Source organism: Microvirga vignae (assembly GCF_001017175.1).
Taxonomy (GTDB): Bacteria; Pseudomonadota; Alphaproteobacteria; order Rhizobiales; family Beijerinckiaceae; genus Microvirga; species Microvirga vignae.
Map to the genome: position 1 here is coordinate 1 of NZ_LCYG01000028.1, position 13,978 is coordinate 13,978.

General features: G+C 64.0%; 15 protein-coding genes. 2 read left to right on the forward strand and 13 right to left on the reverse strand.

Features of this window, described 5'->3' with window-relative positions:
* From AA309_RS11585 to pal, 4 genes are all read right to left on the reverse strand, one after another.
* On the reverse strand, positions 1–437 hold a 437-nt coding region (locus tag AA309_RS11585; RefSeq protein WP_047189184.1), incomplete at its 3' end, for an ATP-dependent metallopeptidase FtsH/Yme1/Tma family protein.
* Positions 438–590: 153 nt separating this feature from the next.
* Entirely contained in the window at positions 591–1,604 is a 1,014-nt protein-coding gene (gene tilS / locus AA309_RS11590) for a tRNA lysidine(34) synthetase TilS (RefSeq protein WP_244470328.1), read from the reverse strand.
* A gap of 30 nt (positions 1,605–1,634) precedes the next feature.
* Positions 1,635–2,585 carry a tol-pal system protein YbgF gene (gene ybgF, locus AA309_RS11595; protein ID WP_047189185.1) on the reverse strand — a complete coding sequence of 317 codons (951 nt, stop codon included), beginning with the start codon at positions 2,583–2,585 and terminating at the stop codon, positions 1,635–1,637.
* A gap of 109 nt (positions 2,586–2,694) precedes the next feature.
* Entirely contained in the window at positions 2,695–3,192 is a 498-nt protein-coding gene (gene pal, locus AA309_RS11600) for a peptidoglycan-associated lipoprotein Pal (RefSeq protein WP_150117509.1), read from the reverse strand.
* A 231-nt stretch (positions 3,193–3,423) separates the two neighbouring features.
* Here pal and AA309_RS11605 point away from each other — a divergent pair, with 231 nt between their 5' ends.
* Both AA309_RS11605 and AA309_RS11610 read left to right on the forward strand, forming a co-directional pair.
* Positions 3,424–4,926, forward strand: coding sequence for a phospholipase D-like domain-containing protein (locus AA309_RS11605; RefSeq protein WP_244470329.1), 1,503 nt, complete (start codon positions 3,424–3,426; stop codon positions 4,924–4,926).
* A gap of 73 nt (positions 4,927–4,999) precedes the next feature.
* Positions 5,000–5,620, forward strand: coding sequence for an HdeD family acid-resistance protein (locus tag AA309_RS11610; protein ID WP_047189187.1), 621 nt, complete (start codon positions 5,000–5,002; stop codon positions 5,618–5,620).
* Between the two features lie 202 nt (positions 5,621–5,822).
* On the opposite strand, the gene tolB is transcribed toward AA309_RS11610, so the two are convergent.
* The 9 genes from tolB to AA309_RS11655 all read right to left on the reverse strand — a co-directional run bounded on the left by tolB (position 5,823) and on the right by AA309_RS11655 (position 13,891).
* Positions 5,823–7,151, reverse strand: coding sequence for a Tol-Pal system beta propeller repeat protein TolB (tolB, locus tag AA309_RS11615; RefSeq protein WP_084731123.1), 1,329 nt, complete (start codon positions 7,149–7,151; stop codon positions 5,823–5,825).
* Positions 7,152–7,184: 33 nt separating this feature from the next.
* A complete protein-coding gene (gene tolA, locus AA309_RS11620) occupies positions 7,185–8,309 on the reverse strand; it encodes a cell envelope integrity protein TolA (protein WP_047189188.1) in 1,125 nt (374 codons plus the stop codon).
* 28 nt (positions 8,310–8,337) lie between these two features.
* Positions 8,338–8,784 (reverse strand): ExbD/TolR family protein, encoded by a 447-nt coding sequence (locus tag AA309_RS11625; RefSeq protein ID WP_047189189.1) that lies wholly within the window; start codon positions 8,782–8,784, stop codon positions 8,338–8,340.
* An 18-nt stretch (positions 8,785–8,802) separates the two neighbouring features.
* Positions 8,803–9,522, reverse strand: a complete 720-nt coding sequence (tolQ, locus tag AA309_RS11630; RefSeq protein WP_047189190.1) for a protein TolQ — start codon at positions 9,520–9,522, stop codon at positions 8,803–8,805.
* Between the two features lie 649 nt (positions 9,523–10,171).
* Complete coding sequence (ybgC, locus tag AA309_RS11635; RefSeq protein WP_200901980.1) at positions 10,172–10,627, reverse strand: tol-pal system-associated acyl-CoA thioesterase; 456 nt, start codon at positions 10,625–10,627, stop codon at positions 10,172–10,174.
* The gene (gene ruvB / locus AA309_RS11640; RefSeq protein ID WP_047189191.1) at positions 10,620–11,666 is read right to left on the reverse strand and encodes a Holliday junction branch migration DNA helicase RuvB; all 1,047 of its coding nucleotides are present in this window, start codon (positions 11,664–11,666) and stop codon (positions 10,620–10,622) included. Before ruvB ends, ybgC begins: the two co-directional genes overlap by 8 nt.
* 109 nt (positions 11,667–11,775) lie before the next feature.
* Positions 11,776–12,393: a Holliday junction branch migration protein RuvA gene (gene ruvA, locus AA309_RS11645; protein ID WP_047189192.1), complete on the reverse strand. Its 618-nt coding sequence runs from the start codon at positions 12,391–12,393 to the stop codon at positions 11,776–11,778.
* 136 nt (positions 12,394–12,529) lie between these two features.
* Entirely contained in the window at positions 12,530–13,033 is a 504-nt protein-coding gene (gene ruvC, locus AA309_RS11650; protein WP_047189193.1) for a crossover junction endodeoxyribonuclease RuvC, read from the reverse strand.
* Positions 13,034–13,144: 111 nt separating this feature from the next.
* Positions 13,145–13,891 (reverse strand): YebC/PmpR family DNA-binding transcriptional regulator, encoded by a 747-nt coding sequence (locus tag AA309_RS11655; RefSeq protein WP_047189194.1) that lies wholly within the window; start codon positions 13,889–13,891, stop codon positions 13,145–13,147.
* Positions 13,892–13,978 lie beyond the last annotated feature (87 nt).

Genomic DNA, 13,978 nt, shown 5'->3' on the forward strand with positions numbered 1-13,978 from the left:
AGGAGTTTGGCCTTGGACTTGCCGAATCCCATGGCCCGGCCTGCGCCATTCTGCATCTGGCGCGACAGGAACACCCAGGCGCCGATGAAGAGCGCGATGGGCAGGATGTTCATCAGCACGGCGATGAACCAGGGGGTCGAGTCGGATTGCGGACGCGCCGTGATCTGCACGCCCTTCTGCTGCAGCTTCGAGACCAGAGTGGGGTCATTGGGCGCATAGGACGAGAAGGTACGACCGTCTGTATAGGTGCCGCTGATCTCGGGACCCGAGATAATGACGTTTGAAATGCGCCCAGCGTCAGCGTCGTTCAGAAGCTGGCTGTAGGCGATGTCGCTGCCGCCGCCTCGGTGGCCCGGGCTCTGGAAAAGGGTGACGAGCGCCAGCACCAGGAGGAAAATGACAACCCACAAGGCAAAGTTGCGGAAATTTGAATTCATCGGATCAGGTTCTGCCCCAGAGGGAGATGAAGCACGAGAAAGATGGGAAACCTCCCCATGCGGCTAAACTCAATGTAGGCACACCGTTCCCCCTTGCCAAGGGAATGCGGCGCGTATGCGGCATCATCCGAAGGTCTTGGCTAAGAGAATTTGCTAACGGCCTCGTGAGCGGGGCGGTTCCGGCCTCACTCTTAAGCGCCCGGTCCGGTCGAGATCGAGGAGCGCCCCGGCAATCGTCAGACGCAGGCTCTCACCGGCCAGAATTGCCGTCCGCAGGCGTTCAACGCAGCTCTCCAACCTTTGAAGGCGAATATTGTCGAGCTCGATCCGGCCCAGAGCCTGAGCCAGGATCCTCAACCCGATTTCGAAGGGCTCGTCGGCAAGGCAGGCCGCCCGGAAGGAAAATCCCCCCTCTCCTGCCTCCGGGGTCGCGCTCTCCATAGCCTCACGCGCCTTAATCTCCAGCGCCTCGTCAGCCTGCGCGACCCGCTCGGCCAGGCGAGCCAGGCGGCTTGCGGTCAACCCCTCCTCCGCCAGAAGCGGCATCAGCCTGCGCCAGCGGACACGGGCGAAGCGCTCGTCTGCATTGGAAGGATCCGTGACGAAGCGCCAGCCTCTCGTTTGGCAGAGGTCGAGGAGCGCCGCCTTCGGCCAGCCGAGCAGCGGTCTCGCATGGGTGACGCCCTCCCGGTTCCGCTCCCGACGCATGCCCGTCAACCCTTTCAGGCCCGAGCCCTTCGCGAGACGCATCAGGATCGTCTCGGCCTGGTCGTCCTGGGTATGGGCGGTAACGAAATGGGACGCTCCCACCTCGCGGGCATATTGGACGAGGAGGCGATAGCGCGCCTCGCGTGCGGCCTCCTGCAGGCCGGTCTTGGGCTTCTCGCCTGTCCAGACGAGGGTGCGGTGGGGAAGGCTCAAGGCAGCCGCCTCCCGGGCCACAAAGGCGGCCTCCTCGGCCGCTTCGGGACGCAGGCCGTGGTCGACGGTGGCAACGACAATGGGAGTTTTGTGCTCCGAGCGCCAGAGCGCGAGCAGATGCATCATCGCCATGGAATCGGGCCCGCCGGAGACGGCCGCCAGGATGCCCGTGGCATGGCTCAAATGGGAAAAAAGCAGCTCCGGATCGATGGTCGGGAGCGGATCGTCAGGCACAGGAGCGGCCACGGTTCGGGTGCTCGATCGGGTCAGCCTGGATCAGGTGCACTTGTTGCGCTTCTGCTCGCGCTCGGAAGCCTGGCGGACATTGGCGGAAGCCTGCGGGTATTTGCGGTCGAGTTCGGCGAAAACGGCGCAGGCCCGGTCGCGGGCACCCAGGCCGTTGAGAGCCACACCGAGACGCAGCATCGCATCGGGAGCCTTTGCGGCCTCCGGATGATCGGTGGAAACGTTCAGAAACTGCTCGGCAGCCTCGCGGTAGCGATTGCGCTGGAGATAGGTTTCACCCAGCCAGAACGTGGCCTCGGGCACCAGCCTGTCGCGGGGGTTGGACTGCAGGAAACGGCGGAAGCCCATTTCGGCCTGGTCATAGGCCCTCTGCGTGAAGGAGGTATAGGCCGCATCGAAATCGGCCCGCGGATTGCCGACGCTGGTCGCCGCAACGCTCGGACCCGGCCGGGCCGGGAGCGCGCCCTGGGGGATCGCCATGCCATTACCTGCCGCGTCGGGGGCAGCCTGCTCATCTTCCTCGATCAGTTCGCCGATACCGGCGAACTGCTCACCCCCCTGCCCTTCTTCCGCATCAGCGAGCGGCGCGGACGGAGGCGTGGCGCCCAGCGGGCGCGGAGCGCCCGGGGCATTGGGGTCTTGAGATGGATCGAACACGTCGCTGCGACGCTGGGGCGTCGCCTGGGGCTGAGCTTGGGGCTGCGCCGGACGAGGAGCCGGCGTTGCGGACGGACTGGCAGGCCTGGAGCCGCCGCGGCCGCCGAGATCCTGGAAGCGGAACTCCACATCCTCCTGGAACTTGCGGAGCTGGTCCTTCAGCTGGCGGTTCTCGAACTGGAGTTGCTCAAGCTGGCCGGACATCTGCCGCATCTGGTTCTCGAGCCGATTGAGGCGCACGATGGCGTCGGCCGCGTCCTGCGCGGCGGCAGGGGCTGCCAGAGCAAGAGCCAAGGCGAAAAAGACAAAGAGGCGTCGTAACATGCTGGATACCGTGAGGGGATCTTAGGCGACTGTGCCGATAACACAAAAGCGCCGCCACGGCGATAATGTGGCGACGCTTCGAGGTTTCACGTTTCAGTGCCCAGAAGGCTTACGAGCTGGCCCCACCGAGGACGGTGACCGCGCGGCGGTTCTGCGACCAGCAGGAGATGTCGTTGCAGACGGCCACCGGACGCTCCTTGCCATAGGACACGGTGCGGAAGCGGTTGCCGGGGATGCCGCGCGAGATCAGGTAGTCACGCACGGTCTGGGCACGACGGGCCGAGAGGGAGAAGTTGTATTCGCGGGTGCCGCGCTCGTCCGCATGGCCTTCCAGGATGAAAGTGTAGTTCGGATAGCGCTGCAGCCACTGGGCCTGCTTGTCGAGCGTGGCGACGGCGGTGGGCGTGAGATCCGTCGAGTCGGTCTCGAAGAAGACGCGGTCGCCGACATTCACGACAAAGTCCTGGGCACTGCCGGGGGTCGCAGCACCACCGGCGCCGAAGCCGCCAGATCCATCGGCCATGCCGTCTTTGTTGGAAGAACAGGCTGCGGCCCCAAGGGCGAGGACGATAGCAGCGGCGAATTTGACGGCGCGCAGCGACATCATAGGCAATACTCCTTACACACACGTTTGCCGAACGTTGTGAGGTTTATATCGGGCGATGGTTAAGGGAGGGTTCCGTCAACCTTAAGAGGCGCTGCCGGGATTAAGGTGAATTATGGCCAAGTTGTGGAACTTTGGCTCAGGGTTAACAGGAGGTTAAGGCAGGTTTAGGTATTCATCACTCCCTTTCGTGCGCCGAATGCCTGCCTTGAGCGTTGAAAGATCATGAATCTCATGACGAACCAGCCCGGACTGTCGATCCAGCCATATCGTGCAGCCTTGGACGAGCTCCGCATGGAGCGCGCGTTCTCACGCATTGCCGACAGCGACCTGCGCCTGGGCAACGCCATTAAACTGCTGAAGAACTCGAAGGAGAACTATCCGGCCTGGCTGGATGCGATCCGGTCGGCCGAACGCGTCATTCACTTCGAGAACTTCATCATTGCCGATGACGAGACCGGCCGGATGTTCGCGGATGCTCTCATGGAGCGGGCTCAGGCGGGCGTGAAGGTTCGCGTGCTCTATGACTGGCTGGGCTCCTCCTTTCGTGCCCTCCCCGCCTTCTGGCGCCGCCTGCGCGAGGCAGGCGTGGAAGCGCGGGTGTTCAACCCGCCCCGGTTGACGGACCCGTTCTGGGTCAGGCGCAATCACCGCAAATTGATCACGGTGGATGGGCGAATCGGCTTCGTGTCGGGCCTGTGCATCTCGGACAGCTGGGAGGGCGGGAAGGAGAGCGAGCCTTGGCGTGATACGGGCATCTCGCTCGAAGGCCCGGTCGTTGCCGATCTCGATGCGGCTTTTGCGGAAAGCTGGGTGCTCGCGGGCATGCGCGCGATCCCGAAATGCGACCTGTCCCACGCCGACATGATCCCGCATGCGGGCACGATGGCAGCAAGGCTCATCAGCGGCGAGCCCGGCATGTTCCGCACCTACCGCGTCGATCAGTTCATCGCCGCCACCGCGCAGCGCAATTTGTGGCTGACCGACGCCTATTTCGTCGCGACAACATCCTATGTGCAGGCGCTCGGCGAAGCGGCGCGCGATGGGGTGGACGTGCGCCTTCTCGTGCCGGGCTCGAGCGACGTGCCCGCGCTTCAGCCCATCGTGCGCGCGGGCTACCGTTCGCTCATCGAAGCCGGCATTCGCGTGTTCGAATGGAACGGCTCGATGCTCCACGCCAAGACCGCCGTGGTGGATGGGCGCTGGGCACGGGTGGGCTCCACCAATCTCAATTTCGCGAGCTGGGCGACGAACTGGGAGCTCGATGTGATCGTCGAGGATTCAGGTTTCGCCGAAGCCATGGAGGCGATGTATCTGGAGGATCTCGCCAACGCCACCGAGATTGTGCCCGGATGGCAATCCCGCCGCAAGAGGGCCCGCAACATGCGCTCGCGCCGCGGTCATCGCTTCAAGCGAGGTGGCGTGCGCAGGCTCGCCGCCGGTGCTCTCGCGCTCTCGAGCAGCATCGGCAAGGCCATGGGGTCACGCTCGCTCACCGCGACCGAGACCAGCAGCATCGCCATCATCGGCTTTGCCCTTCTGGCGCTGGCGGTCCTGATCACTGTATTTCCGGCGCTGATCATCGCTCCCATCGTGATCGCCCTTGGCTGGTTCGGTCTTGCGCTCCTCATCCGCGCCTTTCGCATCAAGCGGCGCGTGCGCCTGAGGCGGCGCAAGCTGGCGATCAGGCGCCGGTTGAGTAAAATCAAGGAAGAAGAAGCCTCCGCTGGGGAATGAAGGAAACCAGCCGCCAAGCTTGGCATTGATAGGGTGCTGCCTCGATGAAGAGGCATGAGCGAAGGAGACGACGATGGCTTCCGGCACCTCCAATCCCTCTTCCTACGACCCGCTCTACCGCGCCGAATCCATGAGCGTGCTTCTGGCGCGCAACTGGTGGGCCGTGGCGCTTCGCGGCGTCTTCGCCATCATCTTCGCACTGATCGCCTTCTTCTGGCCGGATGCGACGATCCTGTCCTTCGTGCTTTTCTTCTCGGCCTACATGCTGGTCGATGGCGTGTTCGGGATCGTCTCCGGCATCCGCGCCGCTGCGCAGCATGAGCGCTGGGGCCTGCTGATCCTGGAAGGCGTCCTCAACATCCTCGTCGGCATTCTTGCCTTCCTCATGCCGGGCCTCACGGTCGTGTTCTTCGTCACCCTGCTCGCGGTCTGGTCACTGATCACGGGCGTCCTGATGATCGTCGCAGCCTTCAAGCTGAGCCCGACCTTCGGGCGAGGCTGGCTGATCTTCAGCGGTCTCGTGTCGGTTCTGTTCGGCGTCGCGCTTCTGATCGCGCCGCTCATCGGCGCTGTCGTCCTGACCTGGTGGCTCGGTGCCTATGCGATGGTCTTCGGCATCGCGCTCATCATCCTCGCGTTCAAGCTGCGCAGCCGCAAGGAGGAGTTCACCGGCAGCGCCTCGCTGCGGGCATGATACGGAGTTTTCCTCCCTGTCATGGCCGTCCCCGGACTTGATCGGGGGATCAGTCCCGGCCACCCCGCTTTTGAGGAGCACTGCGCTGACCCAATCGGGATGACCGGCACAAGGCCGGTGACGACGTGCGGTGTACCGGATCAGCCGAAGGGGCGAAACCACCTCAACGAAAAAGGGGCGCCGAAGCGCCCCTTTGTTTTTCTCACTGCCGCGTCTCGCTGAGCAGTGGAGACCAGGTCGGGTCCGACGCGAAGGATGGCGTCGGCACGGGCTGCTCCACGCGGCCGGTGATGTCCACCATGTAGAGCTTGCCTCCGGATTGGCCGCCCGGATCGCGGAAGAACAGGATGTACTGGCCATTGGGCGCCCAGACCGGGCTCTCGTTGTGGAAGCCTTCCGTCAGGATGCGCTCGCCCGATCCGTCCGGCTTCATGATTCCGATGGCGAAACCACCGGAATGCTGCTTGGTGAAGGCGATATAATCGCCGCGCGGCGACCACGCCGGCTGCGAATAGGAGCCGTCGCCGAACGAGATGCGGCGCTGGTTCGAACCGTCCACACCCATCACGTAGAGCTGCTGCTTGCCGCCGCGATCGCTCTCGAACACGATCTGCGAACCGTCCGGCGAGAAGGACGGCGAGGTGTCGATAGCGCCGGTCGAGGTCAGGCGGGTGGTCGCCTGCGAGCCGAGGTTCATCATGTAGATGTTGGCATTGCCGCCCTGCTGCAGACTCATGACGATGCGCTGACCATCCGGCGCGAAGCGCGGAGACGACGTCATGTCGGGAAAATTGCCGACGACCTGACGCGAACCGGTCTCGAGGTTGATCACCTGCACGCGCGGCTGCTGGCCTTCGACCTGCGACATGAAGGCGATCTCCTGCGTCACCGGCGAATAGCGCGGCGTCACCACGCTCGTATCGCCTTGCGTCAGGTAGCGCACGTTGGCACCGTCCTGATCCATGATGGCGAGACGCTTGCGGCGGTTCTCCTTCGGACCCGATTCTTCGACGAACACGATGCGCGTGTCGAAGAAACCGCCGAAGCCCGTGATCTTCGCGTAGACCGCATCGGAAATGATATGGCCGACCCGGCGCCAGAAATTGGCATCCGTCACATATTGCTGGCCCGTCAGCTGCTGTCCGGAATCGATGTCCCACAGACGGAACTCGGCACGCAGACGGCCCGACGGATCGCGCGAGATGCGGCCCGTCACGAGAGCCTGTGCGCCTGCCATCTTCCACGCATCAAAGCGCGGTGCCGCGTCGAACGACGGCCGCTCGGGGAAGCGCGACTTGTCGAGCGGCGCGAAATAGCCCGAGCGCTGCAGGTTATTGGTGATGATGCCGGATACGCGCTGACCGAGATCGCCCTCGCCCGAAAAATCGGCAATGGCAATCGGCATGGGCTGGAACTGTCCGCCCGGGCCGACCCGGAAAGAGAGCTGCGCGTGGGCCGCAGGCGCGAGCGCTGCCATCGGAACGATGATGGACAGCGCGACAAGAAGACGGGAGACGAGGCGAATGATCATGATGTCATGTCTCAAGCGTGATGGGCTTAAAGATCAGGAGAGATCGAACTGGACGTTGAGGATCTTCCAGTCCGAATAGAACTGCAGGTACTGGGTGGGGACACGATAGGGGGCGCAACGCCGCACGGCACGCACAGCAGCATCGGCCACGGCACGGTCAGTGGTGGTGCCACCGACTCGCATCACGGTCGGCTCGCTCGCAAGCGTGCCATCCTGGTTGAGGCGAATATCGAGGAGCGGCGGTGTCGCATCGCCATTCGAGGCGCTGATCGGGGCTTGGTAGCAGCGCTTCATCTGCTCCTGGAAGATGCCCATGAGCGCATCGCGCTGGCTCGGATTGAGCTTCGCGGCCGTGCCGGTTGCGGTGCCAAGTGACGCGGTCTTCTGAACTTCCGACCCGGTTGCACCGGTGGAGCGGTTCTTGTCCTTGTTGTCGAGGAACTGCCTCAGGTCACCCTCGTCGAACTTCTTGGCGACCTGCGCTTCCTTGCGCGCCTTTGCCTCGGCTTCGGCCTTGGCTTTCGCTTCCGCAATCTTTTTGGCTTCCGCTTCCGCTTTGGCCTTTGCTTCGGCCTCGGCTTTCGCCTTCGCGGCTTTCTCCTCGGCGACGCGCTTGGCCTCGGCCTCCGCTTTCGCCTTGGCTTCGGCCTTGGCTTTTGCTTCCGCTTCGGCCTTCGCCTGCTCGGCGGCCTTGGCCTTTTCTATGGCTTCGGCTTCCGCCTTCTCGGCCATCTTCTTTTCTTCCTCGGCCTTCGCCTCGGCAGCCTTCTGCTCGGCGGTCTTGGCCGGCGGAGGCGGCGGTGGCGGCGGGGCCGCCGTCGCCTCGTCCTTGTCGGCGACCTTCATGTTTTCAGGACGCTTCGGAGGCGCGGGCGCGTTGACCTTGTCCTCTCCGGGATCGCGCTGCTCGGCCTTGTCGGCGACACGGTCGGCGCGGGGCTTCGGATTGGGCTGCACGGCCTTCGCATCCGTCTCGCCCTTGGTGATCTGCGAGAACTGATTGTCGGTGATCACCTCGACGGGGATGCCTTCCTGCGCCTCGGGAAATTCGGCCGCGAAGGGCAAACCGATCAGGGCGGCCGTCAGCAGCGCCGCATGCGCGACGCCGGAGACCCAGAAGCCTGGTTCGGAGGGGTTGAAATGATCCTTCAACGCCACGTGTGTTTGCCCCTTACCTTCAATTCCTTCAGCGCTGTTCCATCTCGGTCACGAGCGCGACCCGCTTGTAGCCAGCGGTTGTGACGATACTCATGATCTGGGCGACACGCCCGTAATCAACCTTCTTGTCGCCACGGACGAAGATGCGCTCGTCGAAACCTGCTTTCGACACCTCGGCGAGCTTGCCGACGATGGCTTCATCCCTCAGCTCGGTCTCACCGAGGAAAACCTGTCCCGTCGCCTTGATGGACAGCGTGACGGGCTTCGCATCCGAATTGAGCGGTGCTGCCTTTGTCTGCGGCAGATCGAGCGGCACGCCGGCGGTCATCATGGGAGCCGCCACCATGAAGATGATGAGCAGCACCAGCATGACGTCGATGAACGGCGTCATGTTGATCTCGTTGATCGCGCCACCGCGCTTCCCGCGCCTGCGGCGACGTCCGCCTGCCCTGCCTCCTGCTGCAACCATGGCCATGGCTTAAAGATCCTTCTCTCAAGCCGCGCGCGAGAGGCGCTCGTCGATCTGGCGCGACAGGATGGCGGAGAATTCGTCCGCAAAGCCCTCCAACCGCGACTGCAGCTTGGCGACTTCCGACTGGAGCTTGTTGTAGGCAAGCACCGCCGGAATGGCTGCGAAGAGGCCGATAGCGGTGGCGAACAGCGCCTCCGCGATACCGGGAGCCACGACCGCAAGGCTCGTGTTCTTCGAGGCCGCAATCGAGGTGAACGAATTCATGATGCCCACCACCGTGCCGAAGAGGCCGATATAGGGACCGGCCGAGCCGATGGAGGCCAGGATCATGAGGCGGGAATCGAGACGCTCCACCTCGCGCTGAATCGTGACGTCGAGAACCTTGTCGATGCGCTGCGACAGGCTCTGGAACGAGCGCGCCGAGCCCTCGAAGGAGCGCTTCCATTCGCGCATGGCGGCGACGAACACGGCCGCAAGGCCCGTGGCCGGGCGGCTCTGGAGCGAGCGGAACAGTTCCTCCAGCGACTGGCCGGACCAGAACACGTCCTCGAAACGGTCCATCGCGCGTTTGGTGCGGGCATAGAGCAGCGTCTTGTCGATGATGATGGCCCAGCACCATACGGAAGCGGCCAGAAGCCCGATCATCACAAGCTTGACGACGAAATGCGCCTGCCAGAACAGGCTAAAAAAGGACAGGTCGTGCGCCACAGGAGCGGCCTGGGCCACATCAGCCGGATTCATAAGTCTCGTCCTCGCTCTTCGAGCAACCTTGGAGGAAGTCCCAAGGCCCACCGCTTTCAGGTCTAGGAAAATCTTGTTTGCTTACCCTGCTCGTTCGCCCGCGAATCTGTCGAAAATAAGGGCGCGGACTCCCGGGGAGCCAATGACTTTCAGACTGTGTTCTTTTAGGCACTGAGTAAGGTTAAGGCTTGGTTTAAGCAGGGCCAAAGAGCTTTGAAATCAGCCTTATGGCCCGGCAAAGTCCGGGCTGCCATGCGCCGGAAGCAGAGCGGGGCGACATGCCTCTGCGGCATGTCCGCAACCAAGAAGCCCTTGGTTGGAATGCATGCCGAAAGCGGACTCTCGCCCCCTCCCAACAAGGAAAAGAGCTGGGCCCGGCCCTGACAACGATCCCGGGTCGCCGCTGCGCTCCGCCCGGAATGGGCCTCGCCCTCGCCGTCATCCCCGTCACCCCGCCTTCACCTCGTCATCCCGGGCTTGGCCCGGGGATCCACGTCTTCTTCGCGCGGTGTTCCCCAAGACGTGGATGGCCGGCGCAAGGCCGGCCATGACGCAAAAAACGAGCGCGGCCACGACGAGGATAGCGGCTGCGAGCCCTGAAACCCGTGAGACGCAACCCGAGCCTCTCCCTCAGGGAGAGGGGATGTGCTTAGATCTCCTGGCCCGCTGAAAGCGCCGCTCGGAGATTGTCGGGAATGCGCACTGCCCGGCCGTCGCGGACGGCCGCCACCATCACGTCGGCGCGAACCAGAACGTCATCGCCCCGGCGCACCTCCTGCTGCAGGGTCATCGAGGCCCCACGGATTTCCCTCGAGCGTGTCACGACGGTGAGCACGTCATCCATGACGGCAGCGCCGAGAAAATCGATATTCATCTTGCGGACCACGAAGGCGAGCCCACCCATCTCCGCATGCAGATCAGACTGCGCCACTTCCACCGCGCGCAGGATCTCGGTGCGGCCGCGCTCCAGGAAGCGCAAATAGCTCGCGTGATAGACGCGGGCGGAAAAATCCGTGTCCTCGTAATAGACGCGCACCGGCAGGATATGCGCGCCATCCTGCATGAGGCCGGAGAGATGGGGCCAGGGACAGCCTGCCTCACTCATCCTCGTCTCCATTGAACAGACCGAACTGTGCGGTGGTCTCGCGCGTCGGCTCCGGAATCCCGAGATGCTTGAAGGCGTGCGGCGTGAGGATGCGTCCGCGTGGCGTGCGCTGCACGAAGCCCTTCTGGATGAGATAGGGTTCGATGATGTCCTCGATGGCATCGCGCGGCTCGGAAAGCGCTGCCGCGATCGTCTCGATGCCCACCGGACCGCCGCCGAAGGAATTGGCGATCATGGTGAGGTATTTGCGGTCCATCAGATCGAGGCCGATGGGGTCCACGTCGAGCAGGCGCAGTGACCGATCCGCCAGATCGCGGGACACGATCTGGACTCCCTCGACGATGGCGAAATCGCGCACGCGACGAAGCAGGCGCCCTGCAATGCGCGGCGTACCGCGCGCACGGCGGGCGATCTCGTTGGCGCCCTCGTCGCTCATGCCGAGGCCCAGCACGCGCGCGCCGCGGCGCACGATAAGCTCCAGCTCCTCGATGGTGTAGAACTCGAGGCGGATCGGGATGCCGAAGCGGTCGCGCAACGGCGTCGTCAGCAGACCTGCGCGGGTGGTTGCGCCGACGAGCGTGAATTTCGGCAGCTCGATCTTCACCGAGCGCGCAGCGGGGCCTTCGCCGATGATCAGGTCGAGCTGGTAATCCTCCATGGCCGGATAGAGGATTTCCTCCACCGCCGGATTGAGGCGATGGATCTCGTCGATGAAGAGCACGTCACGCTCTTCGAGGTTTGTGAGCTGAGCCGCGAGATCGCCCGCCTTCGCGATGACGGGGCCCGAGGTCGAGCGGAAGTTCACGCCGAGTTCGCGGGCCACGATCTGCGCGAGCGTCGTCTTGCCCAAGCCCGGAGGACCGACGAAGAGCACGTGGTCGAGCGCATCGCCTCGGGCTTTGGCGGCATTGATGAAGACCTGGAGGTTGGCGCGTGCGGCGGCCTGGCCCGTGAAGTCGGAAAGCGACAGCGGCCGGATCGACGCATCGACATCGTCCTCGCGTTTTTCGGGGCTGAGCAGGCGGCGTGAATCGGTCAAAGAGGCTTACCTTCCAAAGGCTTCATATAGGCGGCGAGACACTAATACGCTATTCTTAACGAGATCAAAACGGGAACGTCGATTGGCTGCAGGCCAAGCCCTCTCGGGCTTACCGCGCAAGCTCCCTCAAACCCAGCCTGATCAGCGTCTTCGCCTCGGCCTCGTCTCCCGCCTGCTTCATGGCGGCGGCCACCGCAGCGGAGGCCTGGACCTGCGGATAGCCGAGATTGACGAGGGCCGAGATGGCATCTGCCACCGGAGCAGGGGCGCTCTTGTCCTCCACCGCCCCCGAAAGACGAATGAGGGCCGGGTCGACGGCGCCGAAGGCCGGAGCCTTGTCCTTGAGTTCGGAGACGATGCGTTGAGCGAGCTTAGGGCCGACGCCGGGGCCTCGCGCCACCGACGCCTTGTCGCCGGTGGCAATCGCCGTGGCGAGGCTGCCGGGATCGAGCACCGAGAGGATGCCGAGCGCCACCTTGGAGCCCACGCCCTGCACGGATTGCAGCAGGCGGAACCACTCGCGCTCCGAATCCGAGCGGAAGCCGAACAGGCGGATCATGTCCTCGCGGACATGGGTTTCGATGGCGAGCGATGCCGCCTCGCCGACGGGCGGCAGGTTCTGGAGCGTGCGGGAGGAGCAATGGACCACATAGCCGACCCCGTGGACGTCGATGATGACGAAATCCTCGCCGTAGGAATCCACCACGCCTTTGAGTTTGCCGATCACCCGCGTCTCCTGTTCTTCTTGTCATTCCTGGCCGGAGCGCAGCGGAGGGGAAGGGAATCCACTCACGTGCTCCGCCATGGATCCCCTTCCCGGCCCTTCGGGCCGCCGGGGATGACACCGGCTGCTCTGTAACATCTTAAAGGCTGGCCGCCAAAGCGCGCGCCTTGCGGTGATGGGCATGGGCGATGGCGATGGCGAGCGCGTCGGCCGCGTCGGCCTTCTTGAAGTCGGCCTTGGGCAGCAGGATCTTGACCATGGCCTGCACCTGATCCTTCTCGGCGTGTCCCACGCCCACCACGGTCTTCTTCACCTGGTTGGCGCCGTATTCCGCCACGGGCAGGTTGTGGAGCGCGGGCACCAGGAGCGACATGGCACGGGCCTGGCCGAGCTTGAGGGTCGCCTGCGCGTCCTTGTTGACGAAGGTTTCCTCGACCGCGACCTCGTCGGGCGTCCAGGCGCGGATGACTTCGGTCAGGCGGTCATGGAGTTGCTTGAGGCGCAGCGCGAGGTCGAGATCGCCATCGGAGGTCACGACCCCGCAAGCCACATAGGAGAGCTTCGTCCCCTCGACGGTGATGATGCCCCAGCCCGTGTTGCGCAGGCCGGGGTCAAGGCCGAGGATGCGGACGCGTTCAGTCACTTCTGTTCTCCGCCGTCATGGCCGCACTTGGTTTACGGCCATCCACGCCTTTTGCGTGGTTAGAAGACGTGGATGCCCGGGACAAGCCCGGGCATCCCGTCCAATGGCAAATTAGCCCGCCATCTTCTGCATGAGAGCGTCGGAGAGCTCGAAATTGCCGTAGACGTTCTGGACGTCGTCGTGCTCTTCCAGCGACTCCATGAGCTTCATGAGCTTCTCGCCGGTCTCGTCGTCGACGGAAACCGGGGTCTGCGGCTTCCAGACGAGCTTGGAGGCCTTCGGCTCGCCGAATTTGTCCTCGAGCGCCTTGGTCACCTCGTTGAGCGAGCCCTGGTCGCAATAGATCTCGTGGCCATCTTCGGTGGAGACCACATCATCGGCGCCAGCCTCGATGGCGGCTTCCAGCATCGTGTCGGCATCGGCTGCCTCGGGGCCGAACTCCACGAGGCCGACCCGGTCGAACATGAAGGACACTGCTCCGGTCTCGGCGAGATTGCCGCCGCTCTTCGTGAAGTAGGAGCGGATGTCGGAGGCCGTGCGGTTGCGGTTGTCGGTCATCGCCTCGACGATGATCGCAGCGCCGCCGGGGCCGTAGCCCTCATAGCGGATTTCCTCGTAGTTCTCGGTATCATTGCCCGCCGCCTTGTTGATGGCGCGCTGGATGTTGTCCTTGGGCATGTTCTCGGCGCGGGCGGCGAGGATCGCGGCGCGCAGGCGCGGGTTCATGTTGGGGTCGGGCGTACCCATCTTGGCCGCCACGGTGATTTCGCGGGCGAGCTTGGAGAAGAGCTTGGAGCGCATCGCATCCTGGCGCCCCTTGCGATGCATGATGTTCTTAAACTGCGAATGTCCGGCCATCGGGGCCTCCGAGATGCGGCCGAGAGCTGCCCGTACGGGCGCTCGTCAGGCTCGCGGATGTTGACGATTGCAGGCTTATAAGGCGGC